Below are 21,139 nucleotides of genomic sequence, written 5' to 3' on the forward strand. Positions count from 1 at the left end.
ATCGCGACTTGCAGAGGACCGTGAAGTACCGGCTTGCCCGCACTAGGAGCGTCCGTGGTCCTGTATTTCGCCTACGGCAGCAACATGTCGGAAGAAACGGTCACCGGCAGGGCTCCCTCCGCGACCTTCGTCGGGAAGGCGCGGCTCCCGGAGTACAGGATCAGGTTCGGCCGGAAGTCGAAGAAGACGGGGACCGGTGTCGCCGACATCGTCGCCGAGCCGGGTTTCACGGTCATGGGAGTCCTCTACGACGTACCGGAAAACGAGTGGAAGGGGATACTGCGCAAAGAGGGCGCGCTGATGAAGCAGCCCGCGTACCGCACCGTCGAGGTGACCGTCTATTCCTTCGCGGACAAGAAGAGCAGGACGGCCACCGCCTTCGTCGTCGTATCGCCTTCGGAGGCCGAGCAGATCCCGTCGGCGGAGTATCTGTCCGCCATGATCACCCAGGCCGACCGGCTCGGCCTTCCCGCGTACGCCGTCTTCCTCCGCTGGCTGCGGAAACGAGCGGCGGAGGCAGGCACCCCACCGCTCCGCGAAGGACTGCTGGTTTCCGGCACGAACGTCCGGAACAGGCCGGGAGGGCACTACCTCGTCCGCGTCCATCCGCGCACCCTGGGGAAGGTGAAGAGCAGGCTGGTCACCGTCGAGTTCGACGGTCGCGTCACCGTCGCCGCGCTGGACATCACCGAGGAGGTCGCCGAGCGCTCCTGCGAGATCGACCAGAACCTTCGCCACGCCTTGGGCATGATCGGGCAGAACTGCTACGGCTACACGGTGGGGATACATCCGCTCAGCGGAATGCGCAACAGGGTCGACCTGGTCAGGCCGCGCAGCCTCACCCTTCTCGTGCACCAGACGAACTGGATCGACAGCGAGAAGAGGATCTGCGTACTCCACGAACGCAGCCTCGCGTTGCTGGGCATCAAGGAGGGTGAACACGTCGAGATCCTCAACGCGTGGCGAGACGGATCGGGGCATCTCTCCGTCAAGAAGATCAAGCTCCGCGCCTACACTTCCGAGAAACGAGCCGACCAGACCCGCGACTACCCCGGCTTCGACCACGTCCACCTGGATCGCGAATGCCGGACCGAACTCGGCCTCCCGACGGATCGTGGCGAATTCCTGAACCGGCCGGTCCTGGTCCGGCCCAGCGTGCGGCGGTTGCTGCAGCAGCGGATCGCCAGGTACGGAGTGACCTTCTTCCTCGGGATAGCCTCACTGAGTCAGTTGCTCGCCCTGTTCGCGCCCACGTTGTCCAGCCTGGTGCGCGGACTCCTGGCGATCGCCACCGCCATCCTCGCGACGGTGATCGTCGCCTGGCTGGACATCCGCGCGAGCTTGAGCTACTAAGCCCGACCACCGAACCATCACCCGCCGATTTGAGGGAATCCGTGACCAGCCCCAGCACCGTGATCGACGCCGACCCGCCCAGGTCGGGCCTCGCCGATCGACACTTCGTCCGTCACCTCGAGAACGCCGTCGCCGGAGCGGGCGGGACGATCGCCTGGCACGCGGACCACTGGCTGGCGGAGATCCGCCGCGACGCGGGCCGCGCGCTGGTCCTCGGCTATTCCTTTCCCCTCAACAACGTCGCGGCCGCCAAGATCGCCGACGACAAGGCGGCGAGTTCCACGCTCCTGCGATCGGGCGGTGTTCCCTGCCTCCACCAGTCCCTGCTAAGGCCGGCCTGGCGAGGCAACCGATCGGTCGACTGGCCGGTCGAACTCCCCGTCGTCCTCAAGCCGAACGCCGAGAGCGGCGGTCGCGACGTCCACCGCGTCCACACGGAAGGCGAACTGGAGGCCCTGGTCTCCTCGCTCTCGCCGCGCTACCGAGCGCTGGCCTGGTCTCCCCTCCTCGACGTCGAGGACGAGTTCCGGGCCGTTCTCCTGGACGGCGAACTGCTGCTCGCCTATCGCAAGGTACGGCCGCCGGACAGCCGGGAATGGCGGCACAACCTGCATTTCGGCGCGGTACCCGAAGTGTGCGGGGATCATCGGGTGAACCAGCGGCTGGCGACCTTGGGGCGAAGCGCGGTGGACGCGTTGTCCCTGCGCTTCGCCACGGTCGACATCATCACCGTCGACGGGAGCTACCTCGTGCTGGAAGTGAACAGCGGGGTTTCCTTGGAGCGGTTCAGCCACCACGGCGAGGAGAACTTCCGGCTCGCGGGCGGGGTCTACGCCGAAGCGATCCGCGCCTGCCTCACCTGAGTCAGGCGTCGAAGTCCACGGTCACCTCGTCGGACACCGGCACCGACTGACAGGTGAGCACGAAACCGGCGTCGACCTCGGCCTTCTCCAGGGCGAAGTTGCGCCGCATGTCCACCTTGCCGTCGCAGATCTTCGCCCGACAGGTCCCGCACACGCCGCCCTTGCAGGCGAACGGCAGATCCGGGCGGTACTTCTGCGCGCCGTCGAGCAGCGAGGAGTTCCGCGGCAGGGTCATCGTCGTCGACCGGCCGTCGAGGACCAGCGTGACCTCGCTGGACGAACCCACGACGGCGGGGTCGACATGGTGCACCGGTTCCGGCGGAGTGTCCACATAGAACAGTTCCTGGTGGACACGCTCGTCGGGAACGTCCAGGGACCGCAGCAGTTCCTGCGCGCCGGTCACCATGTCGAACGGGCCGCACAGCCACCAGTGCGCGACGTCCCCGACCGGGATGAGCACGGTGCACAGCCGCCGCAGCTTCTCCACGTCGAGCCGTCCGGTGAACAGTTCGGCCTCGCGCGGCTCACGGGAGAGGACGTGGACGAGTTCGAGCCGCGCGGGGTAGCGGTCCTTCAGGTCCGCGAGGTCGTCGGCGAACATGACGGTGTCCGTGCGGCGGTTGCCGTAGAGCACGGTCACCGTGGCGTCGGAGTCGCCGAGCAGCGAGGACGCGATCGACAATACCGGCGTGATCCCGGACCCGGCCGCGATCAGCACATGGTGCCCGGCCGCTTCGAGATCGGGGCTGAAGCTGCCGGTGGGCGGCGCGACCTCGATCTCGTCGCCGGGCTTCACCTCGCGCACCAGCCAAGACGAGAACAGTCCACCCGGCACCTCGCGAACGCCGACCCGCGGCTTCGCGCCGGCGGGCGCGCAGATCGAGTACGAGCGGCGCTCGTCGCGGCCGTCGACCTCGCGGCGCAGGGTCAGCGACTGACCTGCCTTGAACCGGAAGGTCTCGGCGAGGTCTTCAGGGACGTCGAAGGTCACGGCGACGGCGTCGTCGCACAGGCGCTGGACGTCGGACACCTTCAGGGTGTGGAAACCCGTGCGGCGGAGGGTCGCTGTCACTAGATCTCCTTGACGTGTTCGAACGGTTCGAGACAGAACCGGCAGCGGCGCAGGGCCTTGCACGCCGTCGCGCTGAACCGGGACTGCTCTTCGGTGTCCGCGGAACCACAATGCGGGCAGCGGACCGAAGACACCGGCGGGCTCAATGTGAGCGGGATCGGCCCGGTCCGCCGCGGCGCGGCGCCCGGCGGCGCGATCCCGGCCTCGGCCAGTTTCCGTTTGCCGTCTTCGGTGATCCAGTCCGTGGACCACGCCGGTTGCAGCACCGTGCGGACCTCGACGTCGCCGTAGCCCGCACCGGTGAGCGCGTGCACGAGGTCATCGCGCATGGTGTCCATCGCCGGGCAGCCGGTGTAGGTCGGCGTGATCGCCACGACCACCCGGCCGTCCTCTTCGGACACTTCTCGCAGCACGCCGAGGTCGGCGAGGGTGAGCATCGGCAGTTCCGGGTCGGTGACCGTGGCCGCCACGGCGTACGCGGTCACCATGTCGCGTCCGGATGTTCCCTGGCGACGCTCTGCAAGGTCGCCAGCAGAAAGCCCATCCGCTCGGTGTGCACGCCGTCGCGGCCCATCCGGCCGGAGACCCCGGCGAGCGCGCCGGTCTCGGGGCGGGTCAGGTGAGCGACGGCCAGCACCTGGTCGAGGATCGCGTCGAACTCCGGCCGCAGCGACGGCGACTCGACGAACTCGACCTCGTGCGCGGCGAAAAGCTCGCCCACGTAAGGCCAAACAGCGTCCAGGCCTTCCTGCATGCGCTCATGGGACAGCTCGGTGCCGTCACCGAGCCGGACGGCCCACTGGGCGGCGTAGTCGCGGTGGTAGGCGACTTCCTTGACACCCTTGTCCGCGATCGCCGCCAGCACCGGGTCCACACTGGTCTGCAAGCGCTGCAAGAGCGCCAGCCGCCAGATCGAGAACACGAGCAGCCGCGCGATCAGATGCCCGAAGTGCCCGCCTTCGAGTTCGGCGAGCCGGACGTTGCGGTACTCCTGCTCGCTCCGGAAGAAGGCGTAGGAATCCTCGGTGCGCTCACTGCCGTCGGCCTTGCCCGCGCGGGCCAGCAGCAACCGTGCCTGCCCGAGCAGGTCGAGCGCGATGTTGGCGATCGCGACCTCGTCCTCGAGTTCGGGCGCGTTCGTGCACCACTCCTGGAGCCGGTGCGAGAAGATCAGCGCGTCGTCGCCGAGCATGAGGCAGTAGGCCGCCAGGCGCGCACCGTCCACACCGGACGGGACAGTGGTGTCCACACCGGACAGCGGATCCTCGAACCCGGTGCCGAAGGCCCAGCGGGAGTCATTCTCCTCGGTGATCGCCTCGTAGGCGTTGTCGAAGCTCATGTCAGATGTGGGGGACGTTGTCGGGGATGTCGTAGAACGTCGGGTGCCGGTACACCTTGTCGCCGCTGGGCGCGAAGAACGGGTCCTTCTCGTCCGGCGAGGACGCGGTGATGTCGGACGCGCGCACGACCCAGATCGACACGCCTTCGTTGCGGCGGGTGTACAGATCCCGCGCGTGGTGCAGCGCCATGTCGTCGTCCGCCGCGTGCAGCGAACCCACGTGGACGTGGTTCAGCCCGCGCTTGCCCCGGACGAACACCTCGTACAGCGGCCAGTCGTGTTTCATGCCGAGGCACCCTTCTTCGCGGCGTGGGCGGCCGCGGCTTCCCGCACCCACGCGCCGTCTTCCTGTGCCCGCCGCCGGTGCGCGACGCGCTGGGCGTTGCAGGGGCCGTTGCCCTTCAACACGTTCTTGAACTCGTCCCAGTCGACCGCGCCGAAGTCGTAGTGCCCGCGTTCGGCGTTCCACTTCAGGTCCGGGTCCGGGAAGGTGACGCCCAGCGCCTCCGCCTGCGGAATGGACATGTCGACAAAACGTTGCCGCAGTTCGTCGTTGGTGTGGCGTTTGACCTTCCACGCCATCGACTGCGCGGTGTTCGGTGAATCCGCGTCCGGCGGACCGAACATCATCAGCGACGGCCACCACCAGCGGTTCACCGCCTCCTGCACCATTTCGCGCTGCTTTTCGGTGCCACGCATCATGGTCATCAGCAGCTCGAAGCCCTGCCTCTGATGGAAGGACTCCTCCTTGCAGATGCGGATCATCGCGCGGGCGTACGGCCCGTAGGAGCTGCGGCACAACGGGACCTGGTTGCAGATCGCCGCGCCGTCGACCAGCCAGCCGACCACGCCGACGTCGGCGAAGGTCAGCGTCGGGTAGTTGAAGATCGACGAGTACTTCTGCCTGCCGTTGATCAGCTTGTCGGTCAGGTCCGCGCGGTCGGCGCCGAGCGTGGCGGCCGCCGAGTACAGGTACAGCCCGTGCCCGGCCTCGTCCTGCACCTTGGCGAGCAGGATCGCCTTGCGCCGCAACGAAGGCGCGCGGGTGATCCAGTTGCCCTCGGGCTGCATGCCGATGATCTCCGAATGCGCGTGCTGCGCGATCTGGCGGATCATCGTCTTGCGGTAGCCCTCGGGCACCCAGTCGCGGGGCTCGATGCGCTGGTCGCGTTCGATGGTCGCCTCGAAGTGCTTTTCGAGGTCTTCTTCCGGCAAGGTCGCGGTCATGACTGCTCCTTCGCCACCAGGGTCAGGACGTCGTACTTGGCGACCGAGTCGCCGTCGGCGTTGGTGACGTCGGCGTCCCAGCGGACTTCGCCGTACTCCTGGTCGATGCGCGGGGTGATCTGCTTGGCGGTCAAGGTCACCGTGAGGGTGTCGCCCACCTTGACCGGGGTGAGGAACCGCAGGTTCTCCAGGCCGTAGTTCGCCAGCACCGGGCCGGGTTCCGGGGAGACGAACAGCCCGGCGGCGAAGGAGACCACGAGGTAGCCGTGCGCCACGATCCCGCCGAACAGCGGGTTCGCCGCCGCGGCCTCGGGGTCCGTGTGGGCGTAGAAGGTGTCGCCGGTGAACTCGGCGAAGTGGTCGACGTCGGACTGGAGGACCTCGCGCGGCCCGGCGACGACGGAGTCACCGATCTTCAGCTCCGCCAAGGACTTCCGGAACGGGTGGACGTCGCTCTCGGTCCTCGGCGCGCCGGTGACCCAGCGTCCGGTGACGGTGCTCAGCACCGCGGGCGAACCCTGGACCGCGGTGCGCTGCATGTGGTGCAGGACGCCGCGGACGCCGCCCATCTCTTCGCCGCCGCCGGCGCGGCCGGGGCCACCGTGGACCAGCTGCGGCATCGGCGAACCGTGGCCCGTCGACTCCTTGGCGTCTTCGGCGTCGAGCACCAGCAGGCGGCCGTGGTACGGCGCGACACCGAGCACGACCTCGCGCACGAAGTCCTTGTCGGCGGAAACGACGGAGCCGACGAGGCTGCCGCCACCGCGGGCGGCGAGCTCGATGACCTGCTCGGTCGAGGTGTAGGGCAACAGCGTCGACACCGGGCCGAACGCCTCGACCTCGTGCGGCTCGGAACGCTCCGGGTCCGCCTTCAGCAGCACCGGCGAGATGAAGGCGCCCCGCTCGGCGTCCGCGCCGACGACGTCGACCTGCTCCGGGTCGCCGAAGACGACCGTGCCGACGTCCAGCAGCGCCTTGAGCGACCGCCGGACCTCCTCACGCTGCTCCAGGCTGGCCAGCGCGCCCATCCGGACGCCCTCGGCGGCGGGGTTGCCGACGGTGGTCTTCGCCAGCCGCGCGCTCGCGGCCTCGGCGACGGCGTCCAGCAGGTCCGCGGGCACGAAGGCGCGGCGGATGGCGGTGCACTTCTGGCCCGCCTTGACCGTCATCTCGGTGGTGAGCTGCTTGACGAAGAGGTCGAACTCGGTGGTGCCGGGCCGGGCGTCCGGGCCGAGGATCGACAGGTTCAGCGAGTCGGCCTCGGCGTTGAACCGGACCGAGTTGCGCACGATCGCGGGGTGCGTGCGCAGCTTCTGCGCGGTGGACGCGGAACCGGTGAACGAGACGAGGTCCTGCGCGGTGACGTGGTCGAGCAGGTCACCGACGCTGCCCGCGACGAACTGGAGCGAGCCCTCGGGCAGGATGCCGGACTCGACGATGATCTCGACCAGCCGCGCGGTGAGGTACGCGGTCTGGCTGGCCGGCTTGATCAGGCTCGGCACCCCGGCGAGGAACGCGGGCGCGAACTTCTCCAGCGGGCCCCAGACGGGGAAGTTGAAGGCGTTGATCTGGACGGCGACACCGCGCAGCGGGACGGCGATGTGCTGGGCGACGAAAGTGCCGCCCTTGCTCAGCGGCTCGACGTTGCCGTCGACGTAGACGGTGTCGTTCGGCAGTTCGCGCTTGCCCTTGCTGGAGTAGGCGAACAGCACGCCGATGCCGCCGTCGATGTCGACCATCGAGTCACCCTTGGTGGCGCCCGTCCTGGCCGAGAGCGCGTACAGCTCCTCGCGGTGTTCACGCAGGTGGGAGGCGAGGGCCTTCAGTAGCGCGGCACGCTGGTGGAAGGTCAGCTCGCGCAGCGCGGGGCCGCCGGTGCGGCGGCCGTAGTCCAGCGCGGCGGCGAAGTCGATGCCGTCCGAGGAGACCCGGGCGACCTCCTCGCCCGTCGAGGCGTCGTGCAGCGGTACTCCGTCAGCTTCCGCCGTGTGCCATCCGCCGGAGACGTAGCTGCGCAGCAATGCCATGGGGCGACCCTTCGCGTGGTGGATTTACAGACCGTCCGTTCAGTAATTGACTGTAGCCCGTGACCCGGCACTTGCAAACCCCCTGATGGCGGTGGACCCTTGACATCCACCCGAAAACACGCCTTTACTGGCGACACCCTTTAACAACCGTCCATTCGGTCAGTATCTAGGTGGTCTGGCTTGACTAACGCCGCGCACACGATGTTCGCCGACGACCAGGCGTCCAACGCGCTGGGCATCGAACTGGTCGAGGCCGCCGAAGGGCACGCCGTCGCCACGATGCGGATCACCGAGACGATGGTCAACGGCCACGACATCGCCCACGGCGGCTACGTCTTCCTGCTGGCCGACACGACCTTCGCCTGCGCCTGCAACTCTGTCCACGCGCCCTCGGCGGGAGGAAGTACCTCGGGACGGCACGGCCCGGTGACGGTCGCGTCCGGCGCGGAAATCTCGTTCGTCGCCGCCGGCAAACTCGGCGACCACCTCATCGCCACCGCCACCGAGCGGACCCGCTACGGCCGCAACGGCATCTACGACGTCACCGTGCACCGGGAGACCCCCGACGGTCCGGAAGTCGTCGCCGAATTCCGCGGCCGCAGCCGCACCATCCAGAAAGCATGATCATGAGCGCCTTCAGCGACGAAGCCGAGAACCTGACCATCGACGAACTGAAGGCGTTGCAGCTGACCCGCCTCCGGTGGACGCTGCGGCACGCCTACGACAACGTGCCGTTCTACACCCGGAAGTTCGACGAGGCAGGCGTCCACCCGAACGACTGCAAGGCGCTTGAAGACCTGGCGAAGTTCCCCTTCACCACCAAGCAGGATCTTCGCGACAACTACCCGTTCGGCATGTTCGCCGTCCCCGAGTCGCAGGTCAGCCGCATCCACGCGTCCAGCGGCACGACCGGGAAGCCGACCGTCGTCGGCTACACGTCCGAGGACATCGACACCTGGGCGACGGTGATGGCGCGATCGATCCGCGCGGCGGGCGGGCGGCCGGGCGACAAGGTCCACGTCGCCTACGGGTACGGGCTGTTCACCGGCGGTCTCGGCGCGCACTACGGCGCGGAGAAGCTGGGCTGCACGGTGATCCCGGCGTCGGGCGGCATGACCGCGCGCCAGGTGCAGATCATCACCGACTTCAAACCCGAGATCATCATGGTCACCCCGTCGTACATGCTGACGCTGCTCGACGAGTTCGAACGGCAGGGCATCGACCCGCAGACGAGTTCGCTCAAGGTCGGCATCTTCGGCGCGGAACCGTGGACCGAGCAGATGCGCACGGAGATCGAGGAACGCGTCGGCATCGACGCCGTCGACATCTACGGCCTGTCCGAGGTGATGGGCCCCGGCGTCGCGCAGGAATGCGTCGAGACCAAGGACGGGCTGCACATCTGGGAGGACCACTTCTTCCCCGAGGTGATCGACCCGTTCACCGAGAAACCCATCGACGCCCAGGGCGAACTGCTGTTCACCTCGCTCACCAAGCAGGCGCTGCCGATCATCCGGTACCGCACGCGCGACCTCACCCGGCTGCTGCCGGGCACCGCGCGGCCGGCTTACCGGCGGATGGAGAAGGTGACCGGGCGCAGCGATGACATGATCATCCTGCGTGGCGTCAACGTCTTCCCCACGCAGATCGAGGAAGTCGTGCTGGTGACCCCCGCGCTCGCGCCGCATTTCCAGCTGATCCGGTCCACGAAGGGCCGCATGGACCACCTGACCGTCCGCGTCGAGGCGCGTCCGGACGCGAACCCCGAGCAGCGCGCCGAGGCCGCCGCCCGGCTCATCGCCGGGGTCAAGGACGGGGTCGGTGTGAGCGTCGGCGTCGAGGTCGTCGACCCGGACACGCTGGAGCGGTCGCTGGGCAAGATGCGCCGCGTACTCGACGAACGGGACCGCGCTTGAGCACCCCCGCGCGCCGGGGCCGCCCCGGGTACGACCTCGAGTCGCTGCTGCAGGTCGCGGTCAAGCTGTTCAACGAACGCGGCTACGACGGCACCAGCATGGAGGACCTCTCCCGCAAGCTCGGCATCACGAAATCCGCGATCTACCACCACGTGCCGAGCAAGGAGGAGCTGCTGCGGCTCGCCGTCGACCGCGCGCTGAACGGCCTGTTCGCCGTCGCCGCCGAGACGGAATCCTTCGAGGGCAGGGCGATCGAGAAGCTGGAACACCTGGTGCGGGGCAGTGTCCTCGTCCTGGTCGAGCAGCTGCCGTTCGTGACGCTGCTGCTGCGGGTGCGCGGCAACACCAAGATCGAACGGGCGGCACTGGCGCGGCGGCGCGAATTCGACCGGCTGGTGACGGAACTGGTGAAACAGGCCGAAACCGAGGGCGACGTGCGGCCCGACATCGATCCCGCGGTCACCGCGCGGCTGCTGTACGGCATGGTGAACTCGCTGATCGAGTGGTACCGGCCGCGACGGGGCTCGGCGGGGACGGAGCTGGCGGACGCGGTGTGCAAGATCGCCTTCGACGGCCTGCGGGCTTAGCTACTCCCCCGCCGCCTTGGGCGGTCGTCGCGCCTGCCAGATCAGCGCGTCACGCAACTGCTGGATGAGCTGCTCGTCGTCCGCCTCCGACGGATCGCCCCCGAGCGGGATCCAGCGTTCGCCGACCTCGGCCCCGTTCTCGAAACTGGTGATCACTATCCCCGCGTAGGAGACGCATTCGTCCCCGGTGTCGCCCTGGATCCGGACGTCACGATGCTGCAACCGGACACTGACCCACCGTCCGGCACGGCGAACCGGATCACGTTCAGCACTGGCCATTCGTCCCTACCCATGACACCCGGTACCCCCGCCCCGAACGTCGGTTCGAAGGCTCTCGGAGTTACCGGCCAGGTCGTTCCGAATGAGTAACGACAGGCGGCCACCTGAAACAGTTACGCTCGGCCCATGAGCACCGATCCGGAGACGCCCGTTCTCTCAGGTCGGCGCCGCCTCGAACCGGCCGCCCGGCGCGCCGAGATCCTGGCGGCGGCCCGGCGGCTGTTCGGCGAGGGCACGTACGCCTCGGTCTCGACCTCGGACATCGCGAAGGCGGCCGGGGTGGCGAGGCCGCTGATCAACCACTACTTCGGCGGCAAACGCGAGCTGTACCTGGAAGTCGTCCGGCAGATGATGATCGTCCCGGCGCCGGTGATCGAGAACCTGCCCGACACCACCTCCGAGGAGCGGCTCGCGATCAGCGTCCGGCACTGGATCGAGGTCGTCGAACGCAACGAGCAGGCGTGGCTGACGGCGATCGGCACGGAGGCCGTCGGCCGGGATCCGGACGTCGAGCGGATCATGCTGGAGGGTGACGAGATCGCCGCCGACCGGGTGCTCGCGGCCGCGTTGATGAGCGACGTCACGGAGGGTCGCGAAGAGCTTCGCGCGATGATCCGTTCGTATGGCGGGATGCTGCGGGCGGCGTCACGCGAGTGGCTGGTCCGCGGCACGCTCGACCGGGACGAGCTGCGCGTCTTCCTCACCGATTCGATCCTGCACCTGCTGCGGGTCACCTACCCGGCCGTGCTCGCAACGCGTTCCGCCGGGCGTAGGCCGCCGGCGTCATCCCCTTCCAGCGTTTGAAGGCGTAGATGAAGCTCGATGCCTCGGCGTAACCCAGCCGCAGCGCGACGTCCTCCACGCTGAGCGCGCCGGTGTCCAGCATCTCCTCCGCGAGGGCCTGACGAACCTCGTCCAGCAGCGCGCGATAGCCGGTCCCCGCCTCGAACAGGCGCCGTCGCAGCGTGCGCGGGCTGAGCGCGAGCCGCCGCGCGACCTCCTCCATTCCGGCGTCGACACCGCCGAGCCGCACCAGCCGTTCCCGGACCTGCTGGGCGATCCCGGAGCGCTCGCGTTTCCGCGACACCAGCAGATCGCATTGCGCGGCGCAGACCGCGACCGTCTGGTCATTGGCCTGCGGCAACGGTTTGTCGAGGAAGAGCGGGTCCAGGGTGGCGAGGTGCGAGGGCGCGGAGAACGACGGCGCGAGCCCGAAGGTCCGCACATACTCGTCCACAGTGGATGGTTTGTCATGCCGGAAAGACAATGAGCGCAACGAGATGTCCGGCAGGATGTCGCGCATGACGGTGTGGATCGCGCCGAGATCGCGCAGCACCAGGAAGCGGGCGACGTCGCCCGGTACGCGGCCGTCGTCCATGGTCAGCGCGAGCCGTCCGGCCTCGACGGTCACGTGCGGGATGCAGAAGGTGAAACTCAAGTCCAGGTACCGCAGGGCGAAGCGCATCGCGTCCCCCAGCGTCGGGCTGCTGATGCACGCGAAGCCGAAGATACCGAAGGCACTCACGCGGTACCGCCTGCTCAGCCTCAGCGCGACGTCGTCCCCGCCGCCGAGCCCGCGAACCAGGCTTCGGACCACCGCGAGTTCCTGGCGTGCGTCGACCTGGCCGTCGATCGGAGCGTGTTCGTAGGACTCCAGTCCGGCGACGCCGTTCTCGGCGGCGAAGCGGGCCATGAGCACGATGCTCGCCGTCCCGCGCGGGTAGTCCCAGTCGCGGATCACCGGCGGCGGTAGTTCCATGGCCGGGATTATGGATCCCCTGGCAACGATCGGCGCATTGAGGACCGTAACTGTCCTTGATCCCGTTTAGGGTGAGCGGCATGTCCGACACGTTGAGCAGGCGCGCGCTGAACCGCGCCATGCTGGACCGGCAACTGCTGCTCCGGCGTTCGAAGATGTCCGCATTGGAAGCGGTCGAGCATCTCGCCGGGTTGCAGGCGCAGGCCCCGAACCCGCCGTACTTCGCGCTGTGGACGCGGCTGCACGGTTTCCGCCAGGAAGACCTGGCGAACCTGCTGCTGGACAAGAGTGTCGTGCGGATCGCGCTCATGCGCGGCACGGTGCACCTGGTGACACCGTCGGACGCGCTGGCGTGGCGGCCGATCGTGCAACCCCTCTACGACCGCTCGGTGACCGGCAACACCCAGTTCGGCCCCGACATCAAGGATCTCGACCACCAGGAGATCGCCCGTACCGCCCGCAAACTGCTCGGCGAGCGGCCGCTGTCGTCGGCCGGGCTCGGCGCGGAACTCGCGAAGCACTGGGAAGGCGCGGCGCCGTCGTCGCTGGTGCACGTCGCGCGGGCGCTGCTGCCGCTGGTGCAGATCCCGCCGCGCGGCGTCTGGGGCAAATCGGGGCAGCCGACGTATCAGACCACCGGCGACTGGCTCGGCGCCGAACCGGACGAGTCGCCGTCCCCCGAAGCGATGTTCAAGCGCTATCTGGCCGCGTTCGGGCCGGCCAGCGTGCAGGACGCGCAGGCGTGGGCCGGGATCACGAAGCTCGGCGATGTCGCCGAGCGGCTGCGGCCGGAACTGCGGACGTTCCGGGACGAGAACGGACGCGAGCTCTTCGACCTGCCCGATGCCTCGCGCCCGGATCCGGACACGCCCGCGCCCGCCCGGCTGCTGGGTCCGTTCGACCAGACCGTCCTGTCCTACGCCGACCGCACACGGGTGATCAGCGACGAGTACCGCAAGGTCGTCATCACCCAGAACGGCCTGGTCAAGGGCACCATCCTGGTCGACGGGTCGGTGAAAGGCTTCTGGGAGATCAAGACGGTGAAGAAGGCCGCGTCGGTGGTGATCACGCCGTTCGAGCGCGTCCCGAAACGCGATCTCGACACCCTGGAAAGCTCCGCCCACCGGCTCCTGACCTGGGCGCACCCCAAGGCCGAGTCGCACTCGGTGGAGGTCGTGGCCGGAAATCTCGATTGAGTGGCCGGTCGTGTACTTCCTAGCCGGGTGACCGCTGCGTAGCTTCGATCACCATGGGCAAGACGAGCGTGCTGATCGTGGGAACGGGCTTCGGCGGCGTCGGGACGGCGATCGAGCTCAAACGCGCCGGGTTCGACGACTTCACCATCCTGGAGAGCGCCGACGAACCCGGCGGCGTCTGGAGGGAGAACACGTACCCCGGCGCGGGCTGCGACATCCCGTCGCCGCTCTACTCGTTCTCCTACGAGCCCAATCCCGACTGGCCCAAGCGGTTTTCGCTGCAACCAGCCATCCACGAGTACCTCAAACGCGTAGTGCGCCGCTACGGGCTCGAACCGCACATCCGCTTCGGCACGCGTGTCACCGGCGCCTCCTTCGACGAGGAACGCGGGCTCTGGCGGGTCGAGACCGCAGGCGGCGAAACGTTCGAAGGAGGCGTCTTCGTCCCCGCCGTCGGCCAGCTCTCGCGGCCGGTCCAGCCGGACATCCCCGGCCAGGAGACCTTCCAGGGCACCAGCTTCCACTCCGCGCGCTGGGATCACGGCGCCGACCTGCGCGGCAAGAAGGTCGCGGTGATCGGCACCGGCGCGAGCGCGATCCAGTTCGTGCCCGAACTCCAGCGCCAGGCGGGCGAACTGACGGTGTTCCAGCGCACCGCGCCGTACATCATGGCCAAACGGGACACCAGCTACCGGCGCTGGCAGCAGCGGCTGTTCCGGCACCTCCCGGCAACGCAGCTGCTCGGCAGGCTCCGGATCTTCCTCCTCGCCGAGTACGCGACCTACGCGATGACCAAACATCCGTTGCTGGCCAAGGTCTTCGAACTGCGCACCGCCCAGCTGCGCCGCCGTCACATCAAGGACCGGACGCTGCGCGAGAAGCTCACCCCGGACTACCCGCTGGGCTGCAAGCGGATCCTGTTCACCAACGAGTACCTGCCCGCGCTAGCGCAGCACAACGTCGCCGTGGAGACCCGGCGCATCAGCGCGATCACGCCGTCCGGGGTGCTCACCGAAGACGGCGTCGAGCACGAAGCCGACGTCATCGTCTACGGGACCGGGTTCGCGGCGACCGACTTCCTCGGCGAGCTCAAGGTGGAGGGGCTCGGCGGCCGGGCGCTGTCCGACGCGTGGAAGGGCGGCGCGCGGGCGTACCTCGGCATGACTGTGCCCGGATTCCCGAACCTGTTCTGCGTCTACGGGCCCAACACGAACCTGGGCGCGGGCTCCATCATCTACATGATCGAACGGCAGGCCCGCTACATCCGCCAGGCCGTCGAGCACCTGAGCCGCCCCGAAGTGTCCTATATGGACGTCGTCCCCGAGGTCGAGCAGCGCTACGACGAGGAGGTCCAGCGCCGGCTCGGCCGTAGCGTCTGGGCGGCCTGCGCCAGCTGGTACCGCCAGGAGAACGGCCGCGTGAGCACGAACTGGCCGGGTCTGGTGACCGAGTACGACCGCCGGACGAAGACGCTCGACCTCGGCGACTACCGGACGGCGGGACCGCGATGAACTACGACGTGCTGGTGATCGGCTCGGGTTTCGGCGGCAGCGTGACCGCGTTGCGGCTCACCGAGAAGGGGTACCGCGTCGGTGTGCTGGAGACCGGCCGCCGGTTCGCCGACGACGAGTTCGCGAAGACCTCCTGGCGGCTGCGGAAGTACTTGTGGGCCCCGAAACTGGGCTGCTACGGCATCCAGCGGCTGACCCTGCTGAAGAACACCTTCGTGCTGAGCGGCGCGGGCGTCGGCGGCGGTTCGCTCGTCTACGCGAACACGCTCTACGAACCCCCGGACACCTTCTACGAAGACCCGCAGTGGGCGCACATCACCGACTGGAAGGCCGAGCTCGCCCCGCATTACGACCAGGCGAAGCGGATGCTGGGCGTGACGGAGAACCCGCTGGTCACCCCGGCCGACCGGGTGCTGCGCGAGGTCGCCGAGGACATGGGCATCGCGGACACCTACCGGCCGACGCCGGTCGGCGTCCACTTCGGCAAGCGCGACGTCGACCCGTTCTTCGGCGGCGAAGGACCGCGACGGAAACCGTGCACGCACTGCGGCGAATGCATGACCGGCTGCCGCGTCGGCGCGAAGAACACGACCGTCAAGAACTATCTGTACCTGGCGGAGAAGGCGGGCGCGGAGGTCCATCCGCTGACCACCGCGGTGTCGGTCCGGCCGATCGACGGCGGATACGCGGTGGACACCGTCCGGACAGGACGGTGGGCCCGCAAGGGCAAGCGGACCTTCACCGCCGAGCAGGTCGTGTTCGCCGCCGCTTCCCTGGGCACGCAACGGCTTCTGCATTCCTTGAAGGACTCCGGAACGCTGCCGGGACTGTCGCCGCGTCTGGGTTTGCTCGCCAGGACGAACTCCGAGGCCGTGCTCGCCGCGCGGTCGCTGCGGAAGGACACGGACTTCACGCGCGGCGTCGCGATCACGTCGTCGATCCATCCCGACGCGGTCACGCACGTCGAGCCGGTGCGCTACGGCAAGGGCAGCAACTTCATGGGCCTGCTGACGACGGTCCTCGTCGACGCCGAGCCCGGCAAACGCCGGTGGGCACTGGGCGCGCGCGAGCTGTGGCGGAACCGGCGGCACCTCGTCCGGCTGCACAACCCGCGGCGGTGGTCGGAGCGGATGGTCGGGCTGCTGGTGATGCAGACGCTGAACAATTCCGTGACCACGTACACGAAACGTGGGCTCTTCGGCCGCCGGATGACCACGAAACAGGGCGTCGGCGACCCGAACCCCGAGTGGATCCCGGCCGGGCACGAGGTCACGCGGCGGGTGGCGGACAAAATCGGCGGGCTCGCGCAGGGCGCGTGGACGGATCTGGCGAACATCCCGATCACCGGGCATTTCATCGGCGGCTGCGCGATCGGCGACCGCCCCGAGACCGGCGTCGTCGACCCGTACCAGCGGGTGCACGGGTATCCGGGGCTGCACATCGCCGACGGGTCGGCGATCTCGGCGAACCTCGGGGTGAACCCGTCGCTGACCATCACCGCACAGGCGGAACGCGCGATGTCGTTGTGGCCCAACAAGGGTGAGGCGGACTCGCGACCGCCGCTGGGCTCCCCTTACCGGCGGCTGTTCCCCGTCGCGCCGCTCAAGCCCGTCGTGCCGCCTCACGCCCCCGGTGCCCTGCGCCTCCCGCTCACCCCGCTCTGACCCACGCGTTTCGTCCTCTGAATGCGGTAGTTCGCCCTGCCAACTACCGTAACCAGTCACCTGCTTGCGGTAAGCCCGTTCGCTCGCCGGACCTGTCAGCGACGTTGCGAAAGCCACTTTCGCAACGTTGAAGGTTGCGAAAGTGGCTTTCGCAACGCACTCGTCCGTGGAGCACCACGTCGGAGGTCCGTGGAAAGGGCGGGTGCCGTCGCCCGCGCGACGCCGGCACCCGCCCCGGTCTAGGCGATCATCACGGGAGGCCTGCCAGGCCCGCGCTCACCGTGTTCGACCAGGAGTAGCCCTGCGAGGCGTCCCAGTTGATCGACCAGGTCATCGCGCCCCGGATCGTCGGGTACGTCGTCGACGGCTTGAACGAACCGCAGTTCGTGCCCTTCGCGAGGCAGTTCAGCGCGTTGACCGTGTTGCCGGGCGCCTGGTAGCCACCGCCGGCGGCCGAGCCGGAGGCGGGCAGGCCGAGACCGACCTGGTCGGGCCGCAGGCCGCCCTGGAGCTGGATGCAGGCCAGCCCGGTGAGGAAGTCGACGGTGCCCTGCGAGTAGACCTTCTGGTCGCAGCCGAGCATCGCGCCGCTGTTGTAGTACTGCATGTTGACGATCGTCAGGATGTCCTTGACGCTCAGCGCCAGCTTGAAGTACTCCGCGCCGGTGCTCTGCATGTCGATCGTCTGCGGCGCCATGGTGATGACCGTGCCGCCGCCCGCGTGGATGGCCCGCAGCGCCTGCGCCATGTAGGTCGCGTTGACGCCGTTCTCGAGGTCGATGTCGACGCCGTCGAAGCCGTAGGTCGCGATGAGCGACTTCATGCTGTTGGCGAAGTTCGTCGCCGCGGCCGAGGAGTCGACGCGGATCGTGCCCTTCTCGCCGCCGACGGACAGGATGACCTTCTGCCCGCGCCCCTGCGCGGTCTTGATGTCGGCCTTGAACTGCGCGTCGGTGTAGCCGCCGAGCTGGCTCGACAGACCCGAGTCGAGGGTGAAGGTGACCGCGCCCGGCGTGGTCGTCGCGTCGGCGAAGGACACCGCGATGATGTTGTACTTCGTCGGGACGTCGGCGAGCTTGAGCGCCTTCGCACCGTTGTAGAAGTTCTGCCAGTAGCCGGTGATCACGTGCTTCGGCAGGTCGCCCGGGTTCGGGTTCGTCGTCGTCGTGGTGGTCGGCGGGTTCGACGTGGTCGGCGAGGTGCTGGTGGTGGGCGACGACGTGGTCGTGGTCGGCGTCGTGGTCGGCGAGCCGCCGGGGCCGTCCAGGTTGACGTCGTCGGCGAAGTACGCGGGCTGGCCGTACCAGCCGTGCAGGTAGATCTCGACGCTGGTGGTGGACGCGCCGGTGGTGAAGTTCAGCGACAGCTGGGACCAGCTGGCGCCGCCCGGGGTCCAGGTGTTCTTGTCACCCGTTCCGGTGCCCGTGACGCCGAGGTAGGTGTAACTGCCCTGCACCCAGGCCGACAGCGTGTACGCGGTGTTGGCCTTGACGGACACGCTCTGCGAACAGCGGGCGTTGTCCTGCCCGGCGGGGGTGGCGCTGAGCGCGCGGGTGCCCGAGTGGACCGGCGTGCTGACCACCGAGGACGTGCCGGAGCAGGTCCAGCCACTCGTGGTCCCGAGCTCGAAGCCCGGGTTGGTCAGGATGTTGGCGGCCGAGGCGCTACCCGAGACCGCGAAAGTCACCCCCAGGCACACGGCCAGTGACGACAGCAGGGCGAGGAACGCGTGTTTCGGCTTGACTTTCACTACTGGCCTCCACGAACGGGTGATGTCGGCCACATCAAAATGGTACAGACCAATACAACTGTCAAGGGTTCGGTTAGGGGAGGCCATACGAAAGTCGGCTCGGCGGAAGCGGCAGAATGCAGGGTCCGAGAGCACCCGAGGGCGGATTCAGGAGCGTGGGAGTGAGCGTGCAGGGCCTGCAGACAGTCGAGCAGAAGATCGCCGAAGAACTCGGCGTGCGCGAGGGGCAGGTCAAGGCGGCCGTCGACCTGCTGGACGGCGGATCGACCGTGCCGTTCATCGCCCGGTACCGCAAAGAGGTCACCGGGATGCTGGACGACGCCCAGCTGCGCACGCTCGAAGAACGCCTCCGTTACCTGCGGGAACTCGCCGAGCGCCGGGTCGCGGTGCTGGAGTCGATCCGCAGCCAGGGCAAGCTGGACGAGGCGCTCGAAGCGTCGATCATGGCGGCGGACACCAAGTCCCGCCTCGAAGACATCTACCTGCCGTACAAGCCCAAGCGGCGGACGAAGGCGATGATCGCCCGCGAGGCCGGTCTGGAGCCGCTCGCCGACGGGCTGCTGAACGATCCGAACACCGACCCGCAGGCCGCCGCCGCGGTGTTCGTCGACGCCGACAAGGGTGTCGCGGACGCGCAGGCCGCGCTGGACGGCGCCCGCGCGATCCTCGTCGAACGTTTCGCCGAGGACGCCGACCTGATCGGTGAGCTGCGCGAGAAGATGTGGACCGAAGGCCGTCTGGCCTCGAAGGTCCGCGACGGCAAGGCCGAAGAAGGCGCGAAGTTCTCCGACTACTTCGAGTTCTCCGAGCCGTACACCAAGCTCCCCTCGCACCGGATCCTCGCGATGCTGCGCGGTGAAAAGGAAGAAATCCTCGACCTGTCGATGGAGTCCGAGGAGCCCTCGGACGAGCCCAAGACCGGCCCGACCGAGTACGAGAACCGGATCGCGTACAAGTTCGGCATCGCGAACGAGGGCCGTCCCGGCGACAAGTGGCTCGGCGACACCGTCCGCTGGGCGTGGCGCACGAAGATCCTGCTGCACCTGGGCATCGACCTGCGGATGCGGCTGCGCCAGTCGGCCGAGGACGACGCCGTCCGCGTGTTCGCCGCGAACCTGCGCGACCTGCTGCTCGCCGCACCGGCGGGCACCCGCGCCACGATGGGCCTCGACCCGGGCTTCCGCACCGGTGTCAAGGTCGCCGTCGTCGACGACACCGGCAAGGTCGTCGGCACCCACGTGATCTACCCGCACCAGCCCGCCAACAAGTGGGACCAGTCCATCGCCGAACTCGCCGCGCTCTGCGCGCGGCACAAGGTGGACCTGATCTCGATCGGCAACGGCACCGCGTCGCGCGAGACCGACAAGCTGGCGGGCGAGCTGATCAAGAAGCACCCGGAACTGAAGCTGACCAAGGCCGTCGTCTCCGAGGCGGGCGCGTCGGTGTACTCGGCGTCGGCGTTCGCGTCGCAGGAACTGCCGGGCATGGACGTCTCCCTGCGCGGCGCGGTCTCCATCGCGCGGCGGCTGCAGGACCCGCTGGCGGAACTGGTGAAGATCGACCCGAAGTCGATCGGTGTCGGGCAGTACCAGCACGATCTGTCGGAGATCTCGCTGTCGCGTTCGCTCGACGCGGTGGTCGAAGACTGCGTGAACGCGGTCGGCGTGGACGTCAACACCGCGTCGGCGCCGCTGCTGACCCGCGTCTCGGGCATCACGACGACGCTGGCGGAGAACATCGTGGCGCACCGCGACGAGAACGGCCCGTTCAAGACGCGGACCGGGCTCAAGGAGGTCGCACGGCTCGGCCCCAAGGCCTTCGAGCAGTGCGCGGGCTTCCTCCGGATCCCGGACGGCGACGACCCGCTCGACTCGTCCTCGGTGCACCCGGAGGCCTATCCGGTGGTGCGGCGGATCCTGTCCTCGACCGGCACGGACATCCGTGCGCTGATCGGCAACACGCGGACGCTGCAGGCGCTGAAGCCGTCCGAGTTCGTCGACGACACCTTCGGTCTGCCGACGGTCACCGACATCCTCGCCGAGCTCGACAAGCCGGGCCGCGACCCGCGTCCGGCGTTCAAGACCGCGACCTTCGCCGAGGGCGTCGACAAGATCGGCGACCTCAAGCCGGGCATGCGCCTGGAAGGGGTCGTGACGAACGTGGCCGCGTTCGGCGCGTTCATCGACGTCGGCGTGCACCAGGACGGGCTCGCGCACGTCTCGGCGCTGTCGAAGAACTTCGTCAAGGACCCGCGTGAGGTCGTGAAGCCGGGCGACATCGTCAAGGTGAAGGTGCTGGAAGTCGACGTGCCGCGCAAGCGGATCTCGCTGACGCTGCGCCTGGACGACGAGCCCGGCAAACCCGCTCGCGAGCAGGGCGGCGGCGGTCGTGACCGCGGCCAGGGCGGTCAGCGTCAGGGCGGTGGCGGTCAGCGCCAGGGCGGCGGTAATCGGGGTGGCCGGGACCGGGGCGGGAACTCCGGCGGCGGCGCCATGGCGGACGCGCTCCGGAAGGCCGGCTTCGGCAAGTAAGGATCGGGCACGTTAGAAGCGGCTGAAGGGCGCTTTCCCCGCATGAGATGCGGGGAAAGCGCGGCGGT

At 68.6% G+C, this 21,139-nt stretch carries 19 protein-coding genes; 10 read left to right on the plus strand and 9 right to left on the minus strand.

The annotated features are described in order from the left end of the window. The first annotated feature begins 54 nt into the window (after nt 1-54). Both B0293_RS44465 and B0293_RS34810 read left to right on the plus strand, forming a co-directional pair. The gene (locus B0293_RS44465; protein ID WP_005168090.1) at nt 55-1,353 is read left to right on the plus strand and encodes a gamma-glutamylcyclotransferase family protein; all 1,299 of its coding nucleotides are present in this window, start codon (nt 55-57) and stop codon (nt 1,351-1,353) included. Nucleotides 1,354-1,394: 41 nt separating this feature from the next. After that, nucleotides 1,395-2,216: an ATP-grasp domain-containing protein gene (locus B0293_RS34810; protein ID WP_005168087.1), complete on the plus strand. Its 822-nt coding sequence runs from the start codon at nt 1,395-1,397 to the stop codon at nt 2,214-2,216. A gap of 1 nt (nt 2,217) precedes the next feature. On the opposite strand, the gene paaE is transcribed toward B0293_RS34810, so the two are convergent. Genes paaE through paaZ form a run of 6 tightly spaced genes read right to left on the minus strand, consistent with a single transcriptional unit; the run spans nt 2,218 to nt 7,881 of the window. Continuing rightward, entirely contained in the window at nt 2,218-3,288 is a 1,071-nt protein-coding gene (gene paaE / locus B0293_RS34815) for a 1,2-phenylacetyl-CoA epoxidase subunit PaaE (RefSeq protein ID WP_005168085.1), read from the minus strand. Then, entirely contained in the window at nt 3,288-3,776 is a 489-nt protein-coding gene (gene paaD / locus B0293_RS34820; protein ID WP_005168083.1) for a 1,2-phenylacetyl-CoA epoxidase subunit PaaD, read from the minus strand. Before paaD ends, paaE begins: the two co-directional genes overlap by 1 nt. Further along, the gene (gene paaC / locus B0293_RS34825) at nt 3,770-4,627 is read right to left on the minus strand and encodes a 1,2-phenylacetyl-CoA epoxidase subunit PaaC (RefSeq protein ID WP_005168082.1); all 858 of its coding nucleotides are present in this window, start codon (nt 4,625-4,627) and stop codon (nt 3,770-3,772) included. Before paaC ends, paaD begins: the two co-directional genes overlap by 7 nt. A 1-nt stretch (nt 4,628) precedes the next feature. Continuing rightward, entirely contained in the window at nt 4,629-4,913 is a 285-nt protein-coding gene (gene paaB, locus B0293_RS34830) for a 1,2-phenylacetyl-CoA epoxidase subunit PaaB (protein ID WP_005168080.1), read from the minus strand. Next, nucleotides 4,910-5,854, minus strand: a complete 945-nt coding sequence (gene paaA / locus B0293_RS34835) for a 1,2-phenylacetyl-CoA epoxidase subunit PaaA (protein WP_005168078.1) — start codon at nt 5,852-5,854, stop codon at nt 4,910-4,912. Before paaA ends, paaB begins: the two co-directional genes overlap by 4 nt. Next, entirely contained in the window at nt 5,851-7,881 is a 2,031-nt protein-coding gene (gene paaZ / locus B0293_RS34840; protein ID WP_005168076.1) for a phenylacetic acid degradation bifunctional protein PaaZ, read from the minus strand. Before paaZ ends, paaA begins: the two co-directional genes overlap by 4 nt. Nucleotides 7,882-8,082: 201 nt before the next feature. On the opposite strand from paaZ, the gene B0293_RS34845 reads away from it, so the two are divergent. From B0293_RS34845 to B0293_RS34855, 3 genes are read left to right on the plus strand one after another with little or no spacing between them, the layout of a single operon-like run. Then, nucleotides 8,083-8,505: a hotdog fold thioesterase gene (locus tag B0293_RS34845; RefSeq protein ID WP_039920007.1), complete on the plus strand. Its 423-nt coding sequence runs from the start codon at nt 8,083-8,085 to the stop codon at nt 8,503-8,505. After that, nucleotides 8,502-9,794, plus strand: coding sequence for a phenylacetate--CoA ligase PaaK (paaK, locus tag B0293_RS34850; RefSeq protein ID WP_005168072.1), 1,293 nt, complete (start codon nt 8,502-8,504; stop codon nt 9,792-9,794). Before B0293_RS34845 ends, paaK begins: the two co-directional genes overlap by 4 nt. Then, on the plus strand, nt 9,791-10,381 hold the full coding sequence (locus tag B0293_RS34855; RefSeq protein ID WP_005168070.1) for a TetR/AcrR family transcriptional regulator: 591 nt from the start codon (nt 9,791-9,793) through the stop codon (nt 10,379-10,381). Before paaK ends, B0293_RS34855 begins: the two co-directional genes overlap by 4 nt. Here the strand turns inward: B0293_RS34855 and B0293_RS34860 are convergent, their stop codons facing one another. After that, nucleotides 10,382-10,660, minus strand: a complete 279-nt coding sequence (locus B0293_RS34860; RefSeq protein ID WP_005168069.1) for a hypothetical protein — start codon at nt 10,658-10,660, stop codon at nt 10,382-10,384. A gap of 126 nt (nt 10,661-10,786) precedes the next feature. On the opposite strand from B0293_RS34860, the gene B0293_RS34865 reads away from it, so the two are divergent. Next, the gene (locus tag B0293_RS34865) at nt 10,787-11,464 is read left to right on the plus strand and encodes a TetR/AcrR family transcriptional regulator (protein WP_039920004.1); all 678 of its coding nucleotides are present in this window, start codon (nt 10,787-10,789) and stop codon (nt 11,462-11,464) included. On the opposite strand, the gene B0293_RS34870 is transcribed toward B0293_RS34865, so the two are convergent. Next, nucleotides 11,391-12,419: an AraC family transcriptional regulator gene (locus tag B0293_RS34870; RefSeq protein WP_005168067.1), complete on the minus strand. Its 1,029-nt coding sequence runs from the start codon at nt 12,417-12,419 to the stop codon at nt 11,391-11,393. The genes B0293_RS34865 and B0293_RS34870 overlap by 74 nt on opposite strands. A gap of 80 nt (nt 12,420-12,499) precedes the next feature. On the opposite strand from B0293_RS34870, the gene B0293_RS34875 reads away from it, so the two are divergent. From B0293_RS34875 to B0293_RS34885, 3 genes are read left to right on the plus strand one after another with little or no spacing between them, the layout of a single operon-like run. After that, a complete protein-coding gene (locus tag B0293_RS34875; RefSeq protein WP_005168065.1) occupies nt 12,500-13,615 on the plus strand; it encodes a winged helix DNA-binding domain-containing protein in 1,116 nt (371 codons plus the stop codon). Nucleotides 13,616-13,668: 53 nt separating this feature from the next. Then, nucleotides 13,669-15,126, plus strand: coding sequence for a flavin-containing monooxygenase (locus B0293_RS34880; protein WP_005168063.1), 1,458 nt, complete (start codon nt 13,669-13,671; stop codon nt 15,124-15,126). Further along, complete coding sequence (locus B0293_RS34885) at nt 15,123-16,790, plus strand: GMC oxidoreductase (RefSeq protein WP_005168062.1); 1,668 nt, start codon at nt 15,123-15,125, stop codon at nt 16,788-16,790. The genes B0293_RS34880 and B0293_RS34885 overlap by 4 nt, the downstream gene beginning before the upstream one ends. Before the next feature lie 250 nt (nt 16,791-17,040). Here B0293_RS34885 and B0293_RS34890 read toward each other — a convergent pair whose 3' ends face one another. Continuing rightward, on the minus strand, nt 17,041-18,540 hold the full coding sequence (locus B0293_RS34890; protein WP_005168061.1) for a chitinase: 1,500 nt from the start codon (nt 18,538-18,540) through the stop codon (nt 17,041-17,043). Between the two features lie 161 nt (nt 18,541-18,701). Here B0293_RS34890 and B0293_RS34895 point away from each other — a divergent pair, with 161 nt between their 5' ends. Further along, nucleotides 18,702-21,071: a Tex family protein gene (locus B0293_RS34895; RefSeq protein WP_005168059.1), complete on the plus strand. Its 2,370-nt coding sequence runs from the start codon at nt 18,702-18,704 to the stop codon at nt 21,069-21,071. Nucleotides 21,072-21,139 lie beyond the last annotated feature (68 nt).

The sequence above is a fragment of the Amycolatopsis azurea DSM 43854 genome (assembly GCF_001995215.1).
In the GTDB taxonomy this organism is placed as follows: domain Bacteria; phylum Actinomycetota; class Actinomycetes; order Mycobacteriales; family Pseudonocardiaceae; genus Amycolatopsis; species Amycolatopsis azurea.